Below are 20,805 nucleotides of genomic sequence, written 5' to 3'. Positions count from 1 at the left end.
ATCTTTAAGATCAAAAGATCGCAGCGTGCCGCAGCTCCTACAGTTTCAATCTTCTTTGGGCAACTCAATCACAAACCGCGTCCAGCCCTGATCCGATTCGCAATGAATCTGCCCACCATGGGCCCGAACGATCGATTGAGTAATCGCCAATCCCAACCCCGCATGTTCGCTGCTACCTTCCTGCCGCGCCGGATCGGCCCGATAGAAACGGTCAAACAATCGTGGTAACAGCTGCGCTGAAATCCCACCGCCGGTGTTCTCGACCGATACACGCACAGCATTCGGCAGGTCCTGGATCGCCAAGCGAACCTCCCCCGAGGGGGGCGTAAATCGCAGCGCGTTATCCAGCAGATTCGACAGCGCTCGGCGCAACATGCTGCGGTCACCTTCGATTCGCGCAGAGCCTTCACGGCTCAACGTCACTGCGGCGTCCTCGGCCAACGGCGCAAAAAACTCCAACAGCGCATCCGCCTCATCCGCCAACGTTAGCGGTTCACGCTTGGGCATCAGCAAACCGTGATCAGCCTTGGCCAGATACAACATGTCATTGACCAGTTGCGCCATCCATTGCAGTTCTTCGAGATTGCTGTGCAGCGCTTCGCGGTAGTCCTCGATCGGCCGCGGACGGGTGAGGGTGACCTGGGTGTGGGTCAGCAGGTTCGACAGTGGCGTGCGCAGTTCATGGGCGATGTCGGCCGAAAATGCCGAGAGCCGCTGAAACGAGTCGTCGAGGCGTGCGAGCATGGCGTTGAAGCTGTGGGCCATTTCCGCAAGCTCTGGAGGCATTTGCGCTTCCGACAGTCGGGCATTGAGCGATTGCGCCGAAATCCCACGCGCCACCGCACTCATGCGCCGCAATGGGCGCAAGCCGCTGCGCGCGGCCCAGGCACCGAGCAACGCGGTAGCCAGCGCCGAAAGCCCGACGGTTAGCCAGATCAGATGCTGCATGCGTTGCAGAAAGTGCTGGTGATGGGTGATGTCCAGCAACAGCGTCAATTTTGGCGAGTCGGGTTTATCCGGGTAGAGCGGGGCATTCAGCACGCGGTACTCGGTGTCGCTATTGCTCACAGTCGACAGGCCAGATTGTTGCGGCAAGACATCTGGCACCTTGATCGAGCTGTCATACCAGCGTTGCCCGTCACCGCCAGTGATGCGCAACGACAGATCGGCTTGTCGGCTCAGTTCGTCCGCCAGCCGTGCCTCAGCCTCGCTGGCCTGAATATCCTGCAAGGCGCGGCGCAGGCCGATCAGTTTGCCGTCGAGCAATTGCTGGTCGAGCTCAATGAAATGCGCCTCACTGGCGCGATTGAACAGCACCCCGGCGAACAGTGAAACCACAGCGGTGCAGGCAGCAAACAACAAGGCCAGGCGTGAACTCAACGACAGCCGGCGCATCAGGCCGGGCGCTCTTCAAGCACATAACCCATGCCGCGCACGGTGTGGATCAGCTTGTTGGGGAATTCGTCGTCGACCTTCAGGCGCAGGCGCCGGATCGCCACTTCGATGACGTTGGTGTCGCTGTCGAAATTCATGTCCCAGACCTGCGAGGCGATCAGCGATTTGGGCAGCACTTCCCCCTGACGGCGCAGAAGCATTTCCAGCAGGGCGAATTCCTTGGCGGTCAGGTCGATGCGCTGGCCCTGGCGTTCGACTCGGCGACGGATCAGGTCCAGACGCAGATCGGCCAATTGCAGGCTGGTTTCCTGCGGTGTGGCACTGCCCCGACGCAACAGGCTACGCACCCTGGCCAGCAGTTCGGAGAAGGCGAACGGTTTGACCAGGTAATCGTCGGCGCCGAGCTCCAGACCGTGAACCCTGTCCTCCACCGCGTCTTTTGCTGTCAGAAAAAGCACCGGCGTATCCAGGCCAGCACTGCGCACTGTTTGCAGAATCTGCCAACCATTGCGCCCGGGCAGCATCACGTCGAGGATCAGCAATGCGTAATCACCGCTCAAGGCCAGTTGCTGGCCGCTGTCGCCGTCGGCCACCAGTTCGGTGTTGAAGCCGGCCTCGGTCAGGCCCTGACGCAGGTATTGGCCGGTTTTCGCTTGGTCTTCGACGATCAACAGTTTCATGGGCAACTCGGGTTGATTCAATGTGATTCGGGGTGTAGCAACGAAAGCTTTATACCGTGACAGCAGGCGACAACCGTCAACCTGACAAAGTTGTAATCTGCCTGTCAGGTAGATGCCAGCGCCGGCCGGCTAGAGTTTCCCACAGGCTGAACCTTATCTTGTTGGAGTACGACCATGTTTTCGCGCAAATCCCTGATGTTGACCGCTTGTTTGTTGGCATTGAGCGCGTCAGTGTCGGCCGGGGCAGGGCACACCTACGAATTCGGTCAACCGGCCGCGGCAAGCAAAGCCACGCGAAGTATTGAAGTGGTGATGGGCGATATGTCGTTCGAGCCAAAGGCTATCAAGGTCGAGGCCGGTGAGACCGTTCGCTTTGTGCTGGTGAATAAAGGCCAATTGCTGCATGAATTCAACCTCGGTGACGCGGCGATGCATGCCAGTCACCAGAAGGAAATGTTGCAGATGCAGCAGCGCGGCATGCTCACGCCTACTGGCATGAAGGAAATGTCCCACGACAAGGCGGGCATGGATCACGCGGCGATGGGCCATGGCATGAAGCACGACGATCCGAACAGTGTGTTGGTCGAACCGGGTAAAACCGCTGAGTTGACCTGGACCTTCAGCAAGGCTACGGGTCTGGAGTTTGCCTGCAACATCCCTGGCCATTATCAGGCCGGTATGGTCGGCAAACTGACTGTCAGTCAGTAAGCACTCAAAGGTGCGGGCAAAGACTGGTAGAATCCGCTGATTCTTCAGTCAGGTTTCCGCCATGCATCCCGCAGCCGAACACTCGCCGCTGGGCAAATCCAGCGAATACATCGCCACCTACACGCCGTCCTTGCTGTTCCCGATTCCGCGCACCGCGAAATGGGCGGAGCTGGGCCTGACCGCCGAAACCCTGCCGTATAAAGGCGTGGATTTCTGGAACTGCTTCGAACTGTCTTGGCTGCTGCCGTCAGGCAAACCGGTGGTGGCCATCGGCGAATTCAGCATTCCGGCGGATTCGCCGAATATCATCGAATCCAAGTCTTTCAAGCTGTATTTGAACTCGCTGAACCAGACGCCGTTTGCCGATAGCGCCACGCTGGAAGCGACGCTGGTCAAGGATCTGTCGGCAGCGGCCGGCAAACCGGTCGGCGTGCGGGTTCGCAGCCTCAAAGAAGTCGAAGCCGAAGGTGTCGTGGCGTTGCCGGGTGTGTGCATTGATGACCTGGAAATCAGCGTCAGCAACTATGAGCACCCGCGTCCGGAGCTGCTGCGTTGCGATGATTCGCACGTCGTCGAGGAAAGCGTGCACAGCCACCTGCTCAAGTCCAATTGCCCGGTGACCAGTCAACCGGACTGGGGCAGTGTAGTGGTGGAATATCGCGGCGCGGCGCTGGATCACGCCAGTCTGCTGGAATACATCGTCAGCTTCCGTCAGCACTCGGACTTCCATGAGCAGTGCGTCGAGCGGATTTTCCTCGACCTGCAACGGTTACTGAAACCGGAGAAGTTGACCGTGTTTGCGCGTTATGTGCGTCGCGGTGGGCTGGACATCAACCCGTATCGCAGTACCGAGAGCGTGCAGTTGCCGAACCACCGGCTCGTGCGTCAATAAGTTCCCGGGATGTGGCACACCCAGTGTGGGAGCGAGCCTGCTCGCGAATGCGGTGTGTCATTCAAGGATGATGTCGACTGACGCGACGCCTTCGCGAGCAGGCTCGCTCCCACAGGGCGCTGTTTTTCAAGTCCGGAAATGAAAAAGCCCTGCCATCACTGGCAGGGCTTTTTTGCGTTTCGGGGGGAATCAGATCCCCATGCTGCCCAGCGCATTGACGATGTTACGCAGGGTGCCGGCAATGGCCGGGTGTTCGAGTTCAAAGCGATCAACCGCCAGGTTCACGCCGTCGGCGATGCTGGCATCTTGGGTCGCTGTTTCCAGTTTGATTTCAGATTCAATCTGCGCCATCAACGCACGCAGATCTTCCCGTTCGGCTTCCGACAGCGGCGGATTCTGATCCAGCTGCTCACGCAGGGTGTCGAGCTGTTTTTGAAGTTCTTGAGCGGGCATGGTGTTGTTCCTTTTATCGAGAGGCACTGGCATTGACCGCAGCCACGCGCCAAAGGTCTATGGCTGACCTTTAGATTAATCCACTCTCGAGCACCCTGCATGATCCCGATCAGGGCTTTTCGCCTTTGAGGCGGCGCAGGCTGATGTCCGCCAGGCAGGTTTCCAGCTCGCCCAAATGATCGATCACCGAGTGCACGCCAAGGCCGAACAGCTGCATCGTCGCTTTGCCGCGCAACTGCTCCCGTTCCTTTTGGCTCAAGGCTTGCCACTCGCCCGGCGCCAGACCGCACAGTGAGCCGCAGGATGCCAGGCCGATTGTCCATAAGCCGGCATTGAGCCCCGATTGCAGCAGTCGAGGCTCGCCGCTGACCAGTACGCAACCGTCCAGGCTGCCAACGTTCAAGTCCATCAGCGCTTGCCAGCAGGCGTTGGGAGCGGGCCAGGGATTGATTGTTGCCGAATGTTGCGCAGGCTTGATCCACGCCGGTAAGGCAGCCGATAGCGGTTGCGCAAGGGCAGGGGCCAGGTCGTCGATCCATGCGCAAGGAATTTGCTGGCGCTGCAGGCTCTGCAGACTTTCGAGCGCGCCCGGTGTGGTCTCGGCATGTTCGGGCAGGGCGGCACTGTGTTGTCGGGCGCGGGCACCGAAATCCACCAGGCAACCACTGAGTCCGAACAGTATGGCGTTCAGGCCGGGCGCGGCGACGGGCAAGGTTTCGGCGTGTGACATGGCAACGTCCCTGAAATATCCATGAGGCTAGAACGTGTCGATGACAGTTGCATGACGGCGGTGTGAATGAAGGGCTCGAGAAACGTCCTGCAAGTCACTGCATTCCCGGACTGCTCAAAAGGACTTTTGCGCTTATACTAGCGGCCTTACCGCCCAGGTCGAGATGCCTGTGCCAGTACAAATCCAAGGAGTTTCTCTATGCGCTTGAGCCCTTCGCTCGCTCAGCTTTGTGTATATGCCGGCCTGGTGCTGGCGCCGTTCGCCACTCAAGCGGCAACGGAAGAAGACCCTTGGGAAAGCGTCAACCGTCCGATCTTCCAGTTCAACGACTTCGTCGACACCTACGCGCTGAAGCCTTTGGCGCAGGGCTATGAGTTCGTGACCCCGCAATTTGTCGAAGACGGCATCCACAACATGTTCCGCAACGTCGGTGATGTCACCAACCTGGCGAACAACATTCTGCAGGCCAAACCCGCTGCGGCTGGCGTCGACACCGCACGCCTGATCTTCAACACCACATTCGGCCTGCTCGGCTTCTTCGACGTCGGCACCCACATGGGCCTGACCCGCAGCGACGAAGACTTCGGTCAGACCCTCGGTTACTGGGGCGTGAGCAGTGGCCCGTACGTGATGCTGCCGCTGATGGGCCCGAGCACCCTGCGTGACGCACCGTCCAAGTATGTCGACGGCTTCACCGGCATGTACCGCTACATCAACGATGTGCCCGTGCGTAACTCGATATTCGGCCTGAACATTGTCGACACCCGCGCCAGCCTGCTGTCCAGCGAGAAGCTGATCAGTGGCGACAAGTACACCTTCATTCGTAACGCCTACTTGCAAAACCGCGAGTTCAAGGTGAAGGACGGCCAGGTCGAAGACGATTTTTGATCTCGACCGGTGAAAAAAGAAGGCGACCCCTCGGGTCGCCTTTTTTGTGTGCGCTTATTTCATCTTCAGGATGCTCAGGCCAAGCTTTTGGCTGTTGCCCTCCTGATCCTTGACCCAAACCACTTCGGTTTCGGCTTCCAGGCCGCTGAGTGCCGAATGCTCGGAGTCAATGCTCACGTACAAACGATCACCCACCTTGAAGCTGCGCGGTGCTTCAACCTGCATGCCGCTGCTGGAGAGGTCGATGCACACGGCCGAGACCTGATCCCCTTCATGAATCAATACGACATCGGCATCGACACGCATGCGGATGAAATCGCGCTTTTCGCTGTAGTCCCGACCGGTTTGACTCATGGTTCTGACCTTCCATTGGGTTACGGTTTGAGCAGTTCTCATAACTCTCGGTGATTTGACAAGTAAAGTCGTCAAGCGACCATCGGCGCATGCTTGAAACGCCCAGCGGATGGGAGTACCGTCTGCGCCTTAGAAGGGCACCTCTGGTGCAACCGTGTACGCAGCTAACGCGCGAAGGCGGTGCAGCAGAGAGGCTAGAAAGCGAATCCAGTAGTCTGCGCAGGGGCCGTTGCCCCGCCAACTACGCCAACCTAATTCTGGCGCCGTTTGCCCACATGCCAAAAACCAGTGCCACGCTGCTGATAATCGATGATGACGAAGTAGTGCGCGCGAGCCTCGCGGCCTATTTGGAAGACAGTGGTTTCAGCGTCCTGCAGGCCAGCAACGGCCAACAGGGTCTTCAGGTATTCGAGCAAGACAAGCCCGACTTGGTCATCTGCGATCTGCGCATGCCGCAGATGGGCGGTCTCGAACTCATCCGTCAGGTCACCGAGCTGTCACCGCAAACGCCGGTGATCGTGGTTTCGGGTGCCGGCGTGATGAACGACGCGGTCGAGGCGCTGCGCCTGGGCGCGGCGGATTACCTGATCAAGCCTCTCGAAGATCTGGCTGTGCTCGAGCACTCTGTGCGCCGAGCCCTGGATCGTGCGCGCCTGCTGCTGGAAAACCAGCGCTACCGCGAGAAGCTCGAAAAGGCCAACCGCGAGCTCGAAGCCAGCCTGAACCTGCTCCAGGAAGACCAGAACGCCGGTCGCCAGGTGCAGATGAACATGCTACCGGAAAGCCCGTGGAGCATCGACGAGTTCAAGTTTGCCCACCAGATCATCCCGTCGTTGTACCTGTCGGGTGATTTTGTCGACTATTTCCGTGTCGACGAGCGCCGGGTAGCGTTTTATCTGGCGGACGTATCGGGTCATGGCGCCTCTTCAGCCTTCGTCACCGTGCTGCTGAAGTTCATGACCACGCGCTTGCTGTTCGAATCCAAGCGCAACGGCACTTTGCCTGAATTCAAGCCTTCGCAAGTCCTTGGTCATATCAACCGGGGGCTGATCAGTTGTAAGCTGGGTAAACACGTCACAATGGTCGGTGGAGTCATCGACGAGGAGACCGGTTTGTTGACCTATAGCATCGGCGGCCATCTGCCGTTGCCTGTGTTGTACACGCCTGAAAGTGTTCGATATCTCGAAGGGCGCGGTCTGCCGGTGGGCCTCTTCAATGAAGCCACCTACGAAGATCACGTGCTTGAGCTGCCGCCGACGTTCAGCCTGACGCTGATGTCCGACGGCATTCTGGATCTATTGCCAGAACCTACGCTCAAAGAAAAAGAAGCCGCTTTGCCTCAACGGGTGAAGTCGGCGGGCGGCAGCCTGGATGGTCTGCGGCAAGTTTTTGGATTGGCCACGCTGGGGGAGATGCCGGATGATATCGCCCTGTTGGTGTTGAGCAGGAATCTTTAATGAGTACCGGTAGAATCCAGTTCGCCGAGCAGGATGGCACCTTCGTCCTGAAGTTCGTTGGTGAAGTTCGCCTGACCCTGTGTTCGGCGTTGGATGCGACTATTGAGAAAATCTTCACCGCGCTGAATTTCAACGCGATCGTGATTGATTTGACCGAAACCCGCAGCATCGACAGCACGACATTGGGCCTGTTGGCCAAACTGTCGATCCTGTCGCGGCAGAAGGTTGGTTTGCTGCCGACCGTGGTCACCACCCACGATGACATCACCCGTCTGCTGCAATCGATGGGCTTCGAGCAGGTGTTCAACATCGTCAACCACCCCGTGCCGTGCCCGGAGTGCCTCGATGACCTGCCGGATCAGGATCAGTCGGAAGAAGTGGTGCGGATCAAGGTGCTGGAAGCGCACAAGATCCTCATGGGCCTGAATGACTCCAATCGTGAAGCGTTTCACGATCTGGTGAATGCGCTCGAACGGCACTGATTACCTGAAGTGATGTTTGCCGGGCTGGCCTCTTCGCGAGCAGGCTCGCTCCCACAGGGTTACGTGGTGACCACAGCATTTCCATACACCCGCATATCCTGTGGGCGCGAGCTTGCTCGCGAAGGCGTCAGCTCAGACGCTACATTTCCAAGTATCTAGCCAATAAAAAAGGGCGAACCCACCAGGGTTCGCCCTTTTTGCATTTGCCGAACCAGATTACAGCTTGGCTTGCAGCAACGCCTCGAGTTTTTCCTGGTCACGGGCGAACTGACGAATGCCTTCAGCCAGTTTCTCGGTGGCCATCGCGTCTTCGTTGGATAACCAGCGGAACTGCGCTTCATTGAGGCTCTGGCGCGCTTCACCCGCGTGCCCTGGCGCCAGTTTGCGCTCCAGCTTGCCAGTGTCGGCAGCCAGTTTGTCGATCAGGTCCGGGCTGATGGTCAGGCGGTCGCAGCCAGCCAGTTGCTCGATCTGGTTGAGGTTGCGGAAGCTCGCACCCATGACCACGGTCTTGTAGTCATTGGCCTTGTAGTAGTTGTAGATGCGCGTTACGGACTGCACACCCGGATCGTCGGCGCCGGTGTAGTCGTTGCCGTTGGCCTTCTTGTACCAGTCGTAGATCCGGCCTACGAACGGCGAGATCAGGAACACACCGGCATCGGCGCAAGCTGCCGCTTGGGCGAAGGAGAACAGCAAGGTCAGGTTGGTCTGAATGCCTTCCTTCTCCAGTACTTCGGCGGCACGGATGCCTTCCCAGGTCGAAGCAATCTTGATCAGAACGCGGTCACGGCCAATGCCGGCCTTGTCGTAAAGCTCGATCAGGCGATGCGCGCGTTTCAGCACGGCGTCCTTGTCGAACGACAGGCGCGCGTCCACTTCGGTGGAGATACGGCCCGGGATTACTTTGAGGATTTCCTGACCCACCGCAACGCCGAAACGGTCGCTGGCCAGGCCAACATCGCCCTTGCAGTCGCTGACGCAAGCATTCAGCAGTTCGGCGTAACCGGGAATGGCCGAAGCTTTGAGCAGCAGGGAAGGGTTGGTGGTGGCGTCGACCGGTTTGACCCGGGTGATCGCTTCGAGGTCGCCGGTGTCGGCCACAACGGTGGTGAATTGTTTGAGTTGTTCCAGCTTGGAAGTCATGGGTGTGCTCTGTCCTGTGGGTCTGACGACATTACCCGAGCGCTGACAGCCACTCAAGGGCGCGTGCGTGGATCGATGGCCCCTGAGGCAACAACCTGAAAACGATTGTTTGAAAGGCGGGGCGCGGTATCGATGAATACGACGTCAAAACCCCTGACAGGTTCAAAGCAACTGACATGCGTACAGATCAGTCGCACAGTGTCTACTGCATGTTCAGCTGAGTGGCGGCGGCCATTTTCGCCGGTTTCGGTTGCCCGTCTGTGGTCAGCAGGCCGAAGTTCTTCTCGCGTTCGTTACTGCCCGATGCGCTGTTGCGCCATTCGTAGATCGATGTCAGCGCAATGTTTAGCTTTTTCACATCGGCGATAAACGCGCTGACTTTGCTGGCCTGCCCGTCGATGCCGCCATTGGAGCTGAGCGCCGATACGCCCCATTCACTGATGACCCCGGGCAGATGAAAGTTTTGCTGGATAAACGACTGTGCAGTGCTGATTTGCGTGGCCGACATGCCGTACGGGTGATAGGAAATCGCGTCGAGGCATTTCGGGTACTCACTGACGATCCTGTTAAGCGCCACCGTTGACGCAGAGCCTGCGGTCGGTGCCCGGGCAAAACCGAAGCCGACCACTGGCGTGGTTTGCGCTGTGGCCTGCAACGACTTGCACACGGCGCTCATGAACGGCACGAACGTCGTAGCGAAATTGCGCGTTGGCCAGTAGGTTTCAAGGTCGGGCTCGTTCCAGATCTCGATCGCCACCAGTTGTGAACTGTAGGTTTTCTCCAGGCCTGTCAGTGCGGTGGCGAACGATTCTCCAGCCTTTGTCAGTTCACCAACGTTGTCGGGTGTCGGGGTCAACGGCTTGATCGCGCGCACGGTCAGTAACACCGGCAGGCCAGCGGATTGCGCGGCTGCAAAGGCATCGCTGACCTGCTTCTGATAAGCCTTGGCGCTGAGACTGTCGCTCCATACGCCGAAGCGCACAAAACTGAAGCCTGAGGCTTTGATATGGGCAGCATCCTCGGCGGAGAAGTTCTGGATCTTGACCTGGATTCCGATGGTCTTGGCGGGGAGGTTGGGAAACAGCTCGCTGGCATGAACTTGAGGTGCGGCACTGAGCGCCAGCAACAGCGAGGCACTGAGGCGTTTGAGATGGGCTGATTTCATGTCTGCTCTCCAATGAGAATGACAACGGCGAATAGTTCTCTGGACGTCTGTTGTTTGAAACTAACAATCGCGCGAAGTGCGCGAATGTTATTTTTTGTCGGAAATCATTCGCGTGAAAATCACAGTTATTTTTAGTCCGCTAATTCTGGTTGGGGGGCTTTTAAGCGCTGTGGTACTTAGTGTTCCGGTACTAACAGGGTGAATCTATTTTCTGAGTGCAGGAAGATCTAGTGGGTTCATTAAAGTTCGCTCTAGATGTTGGCAGTTTGATATTACACAGGAAAGTAAACCTTGTTCAAAAAGATCCTTGTCGTCTGCGTTGGCAATATATGCCGAAGTCCTACCGCAGAACTGTTGCTGCGTAACGCGCTGGCCCCCGGAGCAATCTCGGTGACCTCTGCAGGCCTCGCGGCACGTGTCGGAGAAGGCGTTGAAGCTTCGGCGCGGCAGGTTCTGGAAGACCACGGGCATAGCGCCGAAGGCTTCAGGGCGCGGCAACTGACCTCGGACATCGTCAATGAATCAGATCTGATTCTGGTCATGGAAAAACAACACGTTAACCAAGTATTGAATATTGCCTCCCATGCGCGGGGCAAAGTATTTCTTCTCGGCAAATGGCAGAGCGAACGAGAGATACAAGATCCATACCGTCAAGGCAAGGCCGCTTTTATTCATGCCCATGCATTGATTGAAGATGCTGTCAGCGCATGGGCGCAACGTCTTGTACGTTGATCAATATTCTTCAGATCAGTGAATGGTAAGAACAGACTTATGCAGTTACCGTCAGTAATCGCCAACCGTGACAACGATCAAGACAGTATTGATCTACTCGGCATATTCGGCAGTTTGATAGACCAGAAATGGTTGATCGGCGCACTCACCGGTGCCTTTATGGCTGCCGGCGTTGCCTATGCGGTGTTGGCCACGCCTGTGTACCAGGCGAACGCGCTGGTGCAGGTCGAACCGAAAAAGAACGACATGCTCGGTTTCTCCGACCTCAACAGCATGCTCGGTGGGCAATCGCCGTCGGTGACCGAAATTGGCATCATCAAGTCGCGCGCGGTGATCGGTAAAACCGTCGATGACCTGCGTCTGGATATCGATGTCACGCCTAATACCTTCCCGCTGATTGGCGGTTTTCTCGCTCGCCGTTATCGCGGCGAAACCGAGTTCAGCGTCGCGCCGCCAAAGTTCGGCATGAACAGCTATGCATGGGGCGGCGAGCGCGTCGAGATCGCCCGGCTGGACCTGCCAAAAGAACTGCTGGGCAAAAAGCTCACGCTGATTGCCGGCGAACAACATCACTTCAAGCTGTTCGATGAAAACGACAACGTGCTGGTAGACGGTGTCGTCGGTGAAGCCTTCGCCCAGGATGACGTGGCGGGGCTGATTGCTCATCTGTCGGCCAATCCTGGCACGCAGTTCCAGGTGGTGCGCAATCCACGGATCGTGACCATCCAGAGCTATCAGGATGCGCTGGATATTTCCGAGCAGGGCAAAGAGTCGGGCATCATCCGCCTCGCGCTGGCCAGCGCCGATGCGCCTGAGGCGGTGAAGATCCTCAACAAGATCGCGGCGCTGTACGTCGAGCAGAATGTGCGTCGCACGTCTGCCGAAGCGGCGCAAAGCCTGGCGTTCCTGCAGAGCCAGCTACCGCAGGTCAAACGTGATCTGGCCAAGGCCAGTGATGCGCTCAACGCCTACCAGACGCACGGCAAGACCGTAAATATCTCCCTGGAAACCCAATCGGTACTCGGTCAGACCGTGGCGCTCGATACACGGATTTCCGAGCTGAAAATGCAGCAGGCGGAGATGGATCGCAAGTTCACCAAACAGCATCCGGCCTATCGCGCACTGATGAGCCAGATCGGCGAATTGACGCAACAGCAGAAGTCGCTTGAAGGCAAGGTTCAGGATTTGCCGGCCACGCAACAGGAGCTGTTGAACCTGACCCGCGATGTCGAAGTGGCCTCGCAGATCTACACGCAATTGCTGAACAAATCTCAGGAACTGGACATCGTCCGTGCCGGCGCAGTCGGCAACGTGCGCTTGATCGACACGGCGGATGTCGACCTGACCAGCCCGGTCAAACCGAAAAAAGCCCTGATCGTGCTTATCGCCACCTTCCTCGGCGCCTTCGTCGGCGTCGCCCTGGTGTTGCTGCGCAAATCCCTCAGTCGTGGCCTGGAAGGGCCGGAGGCCATCGAGCAACTTGGCTTGCCGGTGTACGCGTCGATTCCTTACAGCGCGCTGCAGCAGGAAGAGGACGGCAAAAAGGGTCGCGCCCGCGATGGCGTGGACAAACCGGCGTACCTGTTGGCGTTGCGCAACCCGACGGATCTGTCCATCGAGTCGATCCGCAGCCTGCGTACCTGCCTGCACTTCGCCGGGCTCGACTCGACCAACAACCGCATCATGATTTCCGGGCCGAGCCCGCAGGTCGGCAAGACGTTCGTCTCTTCCAACCTTGCCGCCGTCATGGCGCAAAGCGGTCAGCGTGTGGTGCTGATCGACGCCGACATGCGCAAAGGGCATCTGCACAAGACCCTCGACGTACCCATCGCCAATGGTCTGTCAGACCTGCTGGTCAAGCGCTGCAGCCTCGAGCAGTCGATCAAAAAAATCGAAGGCGCTGACCTGCACTTCATCAGTCGCGGGCAGGTGCCGCCCAATCCTTCCGAGCTGTTGATGCACGCCAATTTCCGCGAGCTGCTGGCAGAGCTCAGCGAACTGTACGACGTGGTGATCATCGACACGCCGCCGCTGCTGGCGGTGACCGATGCGGCGATTGTTGGCCGTGAGGCGGGCATCAGCCTGATCGTCACGCGTTTCGGCGTGAACCCGGCCAAGGAAATCGAATTGACCATTCGCCGCTTCGCGCAGAACGGCATCGAGTTGAAAGGTGCGGTGTTCAACGGCGTCGAGAAGCGCGCGGCCAGTTACTACGGCAACGGCGGCTACGGCTATTACAACTACGAATACGCCTCCGACAAATCCTGATTTGCCGCGATTTTTCTAAATTTGGAGTGGGTGGTTGTGAAAAAAATACTGCACGTGGCTGAGACGATAAAAGGTGGCGTTGCGACGGTCATTCGCACGATTTCGACGTCGCCCGAAGACGACGCTGCCAATTACGAGCTGGTTTATCTGGTCCCGCAGGATCAGGAAAAAGAGCTGCACGGCATTGCAGCGCAGCAGATTCGCACCTTCGCCCGAAACGGGCGCAACGTGCCGTCGCTGCTGCGTTTCGCCTGGCGCCTGGCGCAGGTGATGATCAAGGAAAAACCCGATGTGGTGCATCTGCACAGCACCTTTTCCGGGGTGATCGGCCGTTGCGTTTGCGTGCTGTTGCGACCTTGGTGCAAGCCGAAAATCGTCTACTGCCCGCATGCGTTTTCGTTCCTGATGGAAAGCTCGCCGATCAAGCAGAAAGTCTATGCGTGGATCGAGCGTGTCTTGCAGAAGGTTACCGACGTGATCATCTGCGTCAGCCAGTATGAGCTCGACAAAGCCGCGAGTTTTGGCATCGAGCGCAAGCGCATGCGCCTGATCTATAACGGCATTCATCGCCGGGACGAGGCGGCAAAAATCGCCAACCCCGAGCCGATTCATCTGTTGTTTGTCGGCCGCCTCGACTACCAGAAAGGCTTCGACGTGTTGCTCAAGGCCTACGCCAAGGTGCAGCGCAACGATCTGAAACTGACGGTGGTCGGCAGTGCGGTCAACGAGGACGTGGTCGAGTGCCCGCCCATGCATGGCGTTGAATACCTGCCGTGGGTCACACCAAGTGAAGTGCACGCGCTGTATCAACAAGCCGATGCCTTGATCGTCCCGAGTCGCTGGGAAGGTTTTGCCATGGTGCCGCTGGAAGGCATGGCCATGGGGCTGCCGGTGATCGCCAGTGACTGCACGTCGCTGCCCGAGCTGGTCAGCAACGAGGTGTCCGGTTACGTCTTCCCGACCGGTGATCACCAGGCGCTGGCCGATGTGCTGGCGAAAATCCAGAAGCCGCGCTTGCTCGACCTCGGCAACGAGGGCCGCAGCATTGTCCGCGAGCGTTTCAGCGCCGCGTTGATGATCCGCCAGACCTACGACCTGTATCGCGCTCCCACTTATTAAGTAGAACTCAAGCTTATGAACGTAACGATTTTGCATGGCTACAGTGCGTCCAACTCCGGTGACGGTCTTCTTGTCGATCTGGCCATTGCCCTGGTGCAGCGCAACTTTGGTGACGACACCGCGATCAGCGTTGTGGCGTCCGATCCGCAATCCTTCAGCTACCTGCCACACCCACGTTTTGACGCGCCGGTGATGGCAGCCAAAGGACTGGGGCGGGTCAAGCAAGCGGTGTTTCTCAATCAGTCCTACGCAGGGCTCGCCGATCTGTTGCGCAAAACCGACCTGATCGTCGGCGTCGGCGGCGGTTACATGCGCTCGAAAAGTGCGTTCGAGCACATCAAGTTGAAACTCGGCCACGCCAAGCAACTGGAAACCGCGATCCTCAGCAAAGTGCCGTCGGTGTACCTGCCGCAAAGCATCGGCCCGTTCCATGGCGAGAGCAGCAAAATCGTCGAGCATTACGCCAGCGCCGACGCGGTGTTCGTGCGCGACAATCGTTCGTCGGCGATCTTCGATGCCTGTGACAACGTCTACCGCGCGCCGGATCTGGCGGTGCAATCGTTGGCCAGCAAAATTCTGCAGCAACCCAAGTTCACCCGTTGCGCCGCGTCCCCGGCCACGGTGTGCGTCGTGCTGCGCAAGCCTCCAGAGTGGAGCAAGGAAAAGAAGGTCGCCTACGTCGCCAATCTGAAGCTGCTGCTGCAACGCCTGAAGAACAAAAGCAAAGTGGTCTGCGCCGTGCAAAGCGCTGTGCGTGGCAACGATGACGGCGCGTTCTATCGCGAATTGGGCATCAGCGAAGACTTGCTGTCGCTGAAGGCGACAATTGCCAAGTATCAGCCGGATCTGGTGATTTCCGTGCGCTTGCACGGCGCGATCGAATCACTGCTCTCGGGCGTGCCGGCGTATCACATCAGCTACGAGCGCAAAGGCTTCGGCGCTTATCAGGACATGGGTGTCGAGGACTGGGTGATCAACGGCGGCGACATCAATGTCGACACCATCATCAACACGGTTTACGCGCCGAACGCGCTGTCGAATTTCGGCAAACGCCTGACCGACACCTGCCGCGAGATCGAGGCAAAAACCGTGGCCATGGACGAGATCATCAAAGGGATCGTTCGATGATATTTCGGCTACTGCTTCGCGGCGGAGCCTTGGGCGCGAAGTTTTTGCTGGTGCTGGCGATCACTCATTACCTCGGTTATGAAGCGTTGGGCTTTTACGGCGTGGTGGTCGCGGCATCGCTGATTGCCTCGAAGTTCTACAGTGTCGGCTTCAGTTCGGAAATCAATCGGCTGATCAGTGTCGGCGGCAGTTCGCGCCGGGTCGTCGACAAGGTTTTGCTGCTGTATCTGGCGGTGGGGCTGGTGTTGTCGGTGGTCACAGTGCTGATTTATTCACTGTTCCAGGCTGTCGAGGCGCCGATGGCGCTGATCCTCTGCGTGACGCTGGTGTTGCTCACCGAACACCTGTCGTTCGAAATCAACTCGTTCGTGTTTTCCGCGCAGAAAGCCACGGCGGGCGCGCTGCTGTTTTTCATCAAGACCGGCCTGTGGGCGTTGTTGGCGGTGGGCGGGATGATGCTCGGCTGGGTGTCGGGCATTACCAGTGTTTTGTGGCTGTGGGTGGTCGCCAACGTGCTGGTGATCATCGCCGGCTACCTGATCGTGGTGAACGTGCATCGGGGACGAGAAGCCGGAACGCTGGCCACCGCGACAGTGTGGAAGGCCGGGTTGCCGTTCTACCTCGGCACCGGTTTGATCGCGTTGAGTCAGTACGCCGAGCGCTTTCTGATCATCGACCTCGAACCCTACGCCAGCCTCGGTAAATACGTGTACGCGTGGTCGGCGGCCAACACCTTGCAAGCGTTGTCCTACGCGGTGGTGGCGGTGGTCGGCATTCCGGTGTTGGCCAAACGTTTTCAGGCCGATCAGCAAGCGTTCACGGTCAGGCAATTGTTCGTCAACAAATGGGTCATGCGCTCACTGGCGGTGTCCGCTGTGGTAGCGGTGGCGATTTATCTGTTCTTCAACGTGGTGCTCGATTACGTCGCGACCAGCGTGCCACGTCCGGACAACGCGATCCTCGCTGTGCTGATCTTTTCCTTCGCCTTGCGCGCGATTGGCGACATCGTCTGGGGCGGTTTGATTGCCTCGAAAAACAGTCGCGTGTCACTCGCCAGCGCGGCAATCTGCCTGTTGGTTTCGGTGCCGGTCAGCTACCTGCTGATCAAGCACTATTCGATCTATGGCGCGGCGTGGGGCAACGTCGTTGCGATCATCGTGCAACTGGGCGTGATTGCCGTGTTGACCCGTGTGACGGGCGCGAAGAAGGCCGCTGTGTCATGGGCCTGAAGCTGCCGTGCATCGAGTTTCGTGGCAAGAAACTCGATTCGTACGTCTCGTTCCTGATCCTCTTCACCGGCCTGTTTCTGTCGGTGGCCATGCCGCTGCTGGTCCCTCGCGCGCCCGGGCCGGATGCCATGACGTTATGGTCGTCCTATGCTCGCGCCGACAACTGCAATTTCTGGAATCCGTTCTCGCCGGATCGCTCCTCCTACGAGTGTTCGGCGTTCCTGCTGCGGCCCACCGGGATCAACCTGACCAATGCCTGGGCCTACGGCATGTTCTGCAACTTCTTCCTCACGGCGATTCCGGTGGTGGTGTTTCGGCGCATGCCGCTGGCGATCTTCGGCACCTTGTGTCTGTGGGGCATCGTCCGCTCGTTTTTTCTGGAAAACCTGACCAAGGAAATCATCGTTTCGGTGGCGGTGCTGAGCATTTTGCTCAGCTCGTTGACGCGTAAATATCGCGGCGGATTTTTCCTGTCGGCGGTGATCTACGGCGTGTTGATCCGGCCCTACTGGATTCTGTTTTCGCTGTCCTGGGTCGGCGTCTGTGTGATGAAGAAGTATGTGTCGCGCATGACCTTTTTCCTGATGCTGTTCATGTTCTATCTGGCAGTCGCCATGGCGATTCAGTTGGCGCTCGGGTTTCCGGTGTCGTCGATTCGCGCGAGTAACAACGAGTTGCGCACGGCGGGGGAAGAGGGCTCGAAATCGCTGATCGTGTCGTGGCTCAGCGGCAGTGACTTCGTCTCCCAAGCGCTGGACTCGATGATCATTTTCTTCCGGTTGTCGTTCCCCGTGGAGCTAATCCTGCTGTCCGGGCCGGGTCAGGCGATCTTCGTCGCCTTGATGATCATGACCGCGTTGCTGCTGTTCAAAGTCATCACCTCCACCGATTACAAGGGCACGCCGATCCAGACCAAACCCAAGGAACTGATCGCGATTCCGCTGGCGTTTTTGCTGGTGCAGGGGTTGTTCGAGCCGGACTTCGGCTCCTTCGCCCGGCACTTCTCGATGGTCGTGCCAGTGCTGTTCGTCGGCCTGGGATTGATGCTGCGCGCGAACAAGCCGGTGCAGGTTGAATCAAGAATTCTGAATTGAGGCAGGTGCTTTATGTCGAGCAAGAAAAAGTCCCTGGAGATCGAAACCCTGCGCGGCCTGGCGTGCCTGCTGCTGGTGCTCTATCACGTCATCGGCCCGTTGGGCGGCGGCTTGAAGATCGATCTGGGCTCACCGTTTCGAGTGCTCGCCGACTCGATGGTGTACGTGCGCATGCCGCTGTTCACCTTCATTTCCGGCTACATCTACTCGATTTACAAAATCCGCGGGAATGACTTTTCCGCGTTCTTCACCGGCAAGGTTCGGCGGCTGATCGTGCCGCTGTTTTGCGTGGGCGTGCCGTTCTCGGTGCTGCAAGCGGTCGGCCCGGGGGTGAACAAGGAGGTCAGTGTGATCGACGCGTTGTTGTCGTTCTGGGTGCCGATCAACCACTTCTGGTTCTTGCAGGCGGTGTTCATCATTTTCATGTTCGTCGGCTTGCTGGAGTGGCGTGGTCTGCTGCGTTCGCCCACGCGCCTGTATCTGCTGTTTGCCTTTGCTGCGGCGATTTTTCTACTGCCGCCGTTCACGTTCGACGCGTTCGGCATCAACGGCGCAATCTACCTGCTGCCGTTTTTCGTCGCGGGGATGATCGGCCAAGAGAGCGTCGACGCGTTGAGACAGCGCTTCAAGATGATCGGGCCGCTGGTGTTTGTGCTGATCTCGCTGACGCTGTTGTATGTCGCGGCGGTGGATCGCGAGCTGATTGTCGATCGCCGTAGTGTGATGGGTCTGACGGTGGGTTGCGTGTCCTGCTTCGCGCTGCTGTCGAGCGATATGCGCTCGAAGTGGCTGACCTGGCTGGGCGGTTATTCCTATGCGATTTTCCTGTTCCATGTTTTGTTTGCCGCCACTTCGCGGTTTGTCCTGGGACGTTTGGGCGTGAAGGATGAGAGCGTGCTGGTGTTCGGCGGCGTGGCGTGCGGGTTGCTTGGACCTGTGGTGTTGTCGATGGTTTTCAGTCGGTTCAATTTCACCTCCGTGCTGTTTCTGGGGGAGCGAGCGGCAAGCAAAAAACCACTGGAACCCATCACCCCGGTGGTGCCAACCCAATCATCCCTGTAAGTCACACCATCTCTGTCGGAGCTAGCAAGCCAGCTCCCACAGGTTTATTGGTATGCACAGATTTAATGGATGACCACAAACCCTGTGGGAGCGAGCTTGCTCGCGAAGGGGCCGTCACTGAATGAAGGAATTTATGCATGTTGGCAGTTGATGACGCTCAGCCCGTTGCAGCGTCGGTGGTTGAGGTAGGTGATGCGCGCGAGCGCTTTGCCCGGTGGCGTGAAGGCAAGGCCGGCAAGGTGCTGGCAGTCTCGGTGATTGGCGACAGCTACAGCGCCGGACAGGATTTCTATCTGAACAAACTGGTTCAGCGGGTGGCCGGGGAGGTGGGTTTCGCCGGGCCTGGCTACGTCGGTTTCAACCACGGCGCGGCGCTGGGCGGCACACACTTCAAATACACCCGTAGCAGCGAGAAGTATTTCGGCGGCGACTGGAAGGTCTCCGGGCTCGGCCAGGCCAGCCCCGATAGCCGAACGGTGACAGGGCGGCCCGGTGCATGGTTGCAGGTCAATGCCAGTCCGACACCGGCGATCAACACCGTCGTCACTCAAGCGAAATTACTTTATCTGGGCAACGGTGAGTCCAGTGAGATCCGCTATCGCTGGACGCCATCGCAAGACTGGAAACCCTTGAAGCTCGCTGGTTCCGGCGTACAAGAGGTGCCATTGCCTGACACGCCGACAGCGGCGGATTGGGCGTTCCGGCTCGAAGTGGTGAACGGCGCGCCAACCTTGTTCGGCTTGTGGATGAGCAACGATCAGGGCGGCGTGCGGGTGTCCAAACTGGCGGCGTCAGGCGCGGCATCCGCTGACTTCTATCACAGCGATCCGCAGTGGCAGACACAGTGGAAAGCGGCCGTGTCGAAGATTCCTGCCGACGTTTATCTGATCATGCTCGGTGGCAACGATCAGGGCTTTGGTGTGAAGCCGCAGACGTATTTGCACAATGTGCAGGGGCTGGTGGCAATGATTCGCGAGATTCAGCCAGCGGCGAGCATCAACCTGATCATGCGTCAGGACACCACGCGCTCCAGTGCCTATCCGATGTCGGCTTATGCGCAGGTTTTGCAGCCTTGGGCTCAGTCCCAGCATCTGGGGTACGCCAATCTGCAATGCGCGTTCGGCAGCGACGTCAAACGCTACGCGGCCGCGATGATCGGCCCGGACAAGATTCATCCGGTGCCGGCCACGGGCGGCAAGGTGATTGCCGATTATTTCTATGGCTGGATCACTGGTGCCAAGGACCGTTGCGCCGCTTCCCCACTGTGATCGTTCCCCTGTCCTGCGTGCGATGGCATGAAAACGCATACCCCTGTAGGAGCTGCCGAGCAAACCGGGGCAACTGAGATAACCGGGATAGCGGGGATATAAAATCAACAGGTGAACGTTGGGGCTTACGCTTTTTCGAAGCCGTCCAGTTGACTCAACAACTCCGCAAGCTTCTGCGGCATCAACCGCGTATCACAACGCGTCTCCACGTTGATGATGATCGCCGGGTCGTTGCAGCAGATGCGCACCCGGAAGCGCCAGTCGCTGAAAATCACTTTCAGGCCGTCGTGGTCATCGATTTCCAGCGCCTGCTCGCCATAGAGCTTTTTCAGGTGGGCGAGCAGGGGATATGGATCGGCCAGCGGCCGGCGAATGTCGCCGGAGGACGGAAACATGCCGATGCGCTCCACCAGCAAAATGGTGCCCAGCCAGGATTCATTGGCGCTGGGCAACGGCTGCTGACGCGACAACCAACTGACCACCCCGAGGTTGCCCACCTCACGTTCAATGTCTGCCGAATGTTGTGCAATGTTCATAGAGGCCTGCCTGAAATGATAA

21 protein-coding genes are annotated in these 20,805 nt (G+C 58.4%); 13 read left to right on the top strand and 8 right to left on the bottom strand.

Annotation, left to right across the window (positions count from 1 at the left end; translation table 11 throughout):
- Positions 1-45 precede the first annotated feature (45 nt).
- Both IEQ42_RS09075 and IEQ42_RS09070 read right to left on the bottom strand, forming a co-directional pair.
- Complete coding sequence (locus tag IEQ42_RS09075; protein WP_210703290.1) at positions 46-1,395, bottom strand: heavy metal sensor histidine kinase; 1,350 nt, start codon at positions 1,393-1,395, stop codon at positions 46-48.
- The gene (locus IEQ42_RS09070) at positions 1,395-2,075 is read right to left on the bottom strand and encodes a heavy metal response regulator transcription factor (protein WP_042560148.1); all 681 of its coding nucleotides are present in this window, start codon (positions 2,073-2,075) and stop codon (positions 1,395-1,397) included. The genes IEQ42_RS09075 and IEQ42_RS09070 overlap by 1 nt, the downstream gene beginning before the upstream one ends.
- 174 nt (positions 2,076-2,249) lie before the next feature.
- On the opposite strand from IEQ42_RS09070, the gene copI reads away from it, so the two are divergent.
- Positions 2,250-2,783: a copper-resistant cuproprotein CopI gene (copI, locus tag IEQ42_RS09065; RefSeq protein ID WP_210703289.1), complete on the top strand. Its 534-nt coding sequence runs from the start codon at positions 2,250-2,252 to the stop codon at positions 2,781-2,783.
- A 61-nt stretch (positions 2,784-2,844) separates the two neighbouring features.
- Positions 2,845-3,675, top strand: a complete 831-nt coding sequence (gene queF, locus IEQ42_RS09060) for an NADPH-dependent 7-cyano-7-deazaguanine reductase QueF (protein WP_210703288.1) — start codon at positions 2,845-2,847, stop codon at positions 3,673-3,675.
- 189 nt (positions 3,676-3,864) lie between these two features.
- On the opposite strand, the gene IEQ42_RS09055 is transcribed toward queF, so the two are convergent.
- Together IEQ42_RS09055 and IEQ42_RS09050 are read right to left on the bottom strand one after the other, a co-directional pair.
- Positions 3,865-4,128 carry a DUF4404 family protein gene (locus IEQ42_RS09055; protein WP_210703287.1) on the bottom strand — a complete coding sequence of 88 codons (264 nt, stop codon included), beginning with the start codon at positions 4,126-4,128 and terminating at the stop codon, positions 3,865-3,867.
- 109 nt (positions 4,129-4,237) lie between these two features.
- Positions 4,238-4,858 carry an HAD superfamily inactivated hydrolase PcrP gene (locus tag IEQ42_RS09050; protein WP_210703286.1) on the bottom strand — a complete coding sequence of 207 codons (621 nt, stop codon included), beginning with the start codon at positions 4,856-4,858 and terminating at the stop codon, positions 4,238-4,240.
- A 198-nt stretch (positions 4,859-5,056) separates the two neighbouring features.
- Between IEQ42_RS09050 and IEQ42_RS09045 the strand changes: the two genes are divergently transcribed.
- A complete protein-coding gene (locus tag IEQ42_RS09045) occupies positions 5,057-5,746 on the top strand; it encodes an MlaA family lipoprotein (protein WP_210703285.1) in 690 nt (229 codons plus the stop codon).
- A 54-nt stretch (positions 5,747-5,800) separates the two neighbouring features.
- On the opposite strand, the gene IEQ42_RS09040 is transcribed toward IEQ42_RS09045, so the two are convergent.
- Positions 5,801-6,100 (bottom strand): PilZ domain-containing protein, encoded by a 300-nt coding sequence (locus IEQ42_RS09040; protein WP_210703284.1) that lies wholly within the window; start codon positions 6,098-6,100, stop codon positions 5,801-5,803.
- 275 nt (positions 6,101-6,375) lie between these two features.
- Between IEQ42_RS09040 and rssB the strand changes: the two genes are divergently transcribed.
- Positions 6,376-7,557: a two-component system response regulator RssB gene (gene rssB, locus IEQ42_RS09035; protein WP_210703283.1), complete on the top strand. Its 1,182-nt coding sequence runs from the start codon at positions 6,376-6,378 to the stop codon at positions 7,555-7,557.
- Complete coding sequence (gene rssC / locus IEQ42_RS09030) at positions 7,557-8,039, top strand: anti-sigma factor antagonist RssC (RefSeq protein WP_042560140.1); 483 nt, start codon at positions 7,557-7,559, stop codon at positions 8,037-8,039. Before rssB ends, rssC begins: the two co-directional genes overlap by 1 nt.
- A 216-nt stretch (positions 8,040-8,255) precedes the next feature.
- Here the strand turns inward: rssC and tal are convergent, their stop codons facing one another.
- Both tal and IEQ42_RS09020 read right to left on the bottom strand, forming a co-directional pair.
- Positions 8,256-9,182 (bottom strand): transaldolase, encoded by a 927-nt coding sequence (tal, locus tag IEQ42_RS09025; RefSeq protein WP_210703282.1) that lies wholly within the window; start codon positions 9,180-9,182, stop codon positions 8,256-8,258.
- A 202-nt stretch (positions 9,183-9,384) separates the two neighbouring features.
- The gene (locus IEQ42_RS09020) at positions 9,385-10,347 is read right to left on the bottom strand and encodes a cellulase family glycosylhydrolase (RefSeq protein WP_210703281.1); all 963 of its coding nucleotides are present in this window, start codon (positions 10,345-10,347) and stop codon (positions 9,385-9,387) included.
- A gap of 291 nt (positions 10,348-10,638) precedes the next feature.
- Here IEQ42_RS09020 and IEQ42_RS09015 point away from each other — a divergent pair, with 291 nt between their 5' ends.
- The 8 genes from IEQ42_RS09015 to IEQ42_RS08980 all read left to right on the top strand — a co-directional run bounded on the left by IEQ42_RS09015 (position 10,639) and on the right by IEQ42_RS08980 (position 20,247).
- On the top strand, positions 10,639-11,079 hold the full coding sequence (locus IEQ42_RS09015; RefSeq protein ID WP_042560138.1) for a low molecular weight protein-tyrosine-phosphatase: 441 nt from the start codon (positions 10,639-10,641) through the stop codon (positions 11,077-11,079).
- A 39-nt stretch (positions 11,080-11,118) separates the two neighbouring features.
- Positions 11,119-13,347 (top strand): polysaccharide biosynthesis tyrosine autokinase, encoded by a 2,229-nt coding sequence (locus IEQ42_RS09010; RefSeq protein WP_210703280.1) that lies wholly within the window; start codon positions 11,119-11,121, stop codon positions 13,345-13,347.
- A 36-nt stretch (positions 13,348-13,383) separates the two neighbouring features.
- Positions 13,384-14,466: a glycosyltransferase gene (locus tag IEQ42_RS09005; protein WP_210703279.1), complete on the top strand. Its 1,083-nt coding sequence runs from the start codon at positions 13,384-13,386 to the stop codon at positions 14,464-14,466.
- Positions 14,467-14,481: 15 nt separating this feature from the next.
- Positions 14,482-15,594 (top strand): polysaccharide pyruvyl transferase family protein, encoded by a 1,113-nt coding sequence (locus IEQ42_RS09000; protein WP_047302206.1) that lies wholly within the window; start codon positions 14,482-14,484, stop codon positions 15,592-15,594.
- A complete protein-coding gene (locus tag IEQ42_RS08995) occupies positions 15,591-16,823 on the top strand; it encodes an MATE family efflux transporter (protein WP_210703278.1) in 1,233 nt (410 codons plus the stop codon). Before IEQ42_RS09000 ends, IEQ42_RS08995 begins: the two co-directional genes overlap by 4 nt.
- The gene (locus tag IEQ42_RS08990; protein ID WP_042560133.1) at positions 16,814-17,917 is read left to right on the top strand and encodes a hypothetical protein; all 1,104 of its coding nucleotides are present in this window, start codon (positions 16,814-16,816) and stop codon (positions 17,915-17,917) included. The genes IEQ42_RS08995 and IEQ42_RS08990 overlap by 10 nt, the downstream gene beginning before the upstream one ends.
- A gap of 12 nt (positions 17,918-17,929) precedes the next feature.
- Positions 17,930-18,979, top strand: coding sequence for an acyltransferase family protein (locus tag IEQ42_RS08985; RefSeq protein ID WP_210703277.1), 1,050 nt, complete (start codon positions 17,930-17,932; stop codon positions 18,977-18,979).
- Positions 18,980-19,116: 137 nt separating this feature from the next.
- Positions 19,117-20,247, top strand: a complete 1,131-nt coding sequence (locus IEQ42_RS08980) for an SGNH/GDSL hydrolase family protein (RefSeq protein WP_210703276.1) — start codon at positions 19,117-19,119, stop codon at positions 20,245-20,247.
- A 125-nt stretch (positions 20,248-20,372) separates the two neighbouring features.
- Here the strand turns inward: IEQ42_RS08980 and IEQ42_RS08975 are convergent, their stop codons facing one another.
- Positions 20,373-20,783: a phosphohexomutase domain-containing protein gene (locus tag IEQ42_RS08975; protein ID WP_210623893.1), complete on the bottom strand. Its 411-nt coding sequence runs from the start codon at positions 20,781-20,783 to the stop codon at positions 20,373-20,375.
- Between the last annotated feature and the right edge of the window lie 22 nt (positions 20,784-20,805).

This window comes from Pseudomonas iridis (assembly GCF_017980685.1).
GTDB classification, from domain to species: Bacteria; Pseudomonadota; Gammaproteobacteria; order Pseudomonadales; family Pseudomonadaceae; genus Aquipseudomonas; species Aquipseudomonas iridis.
This window is presented reverse-complemented; position numbering and strand designations above follow the sequence as displayed.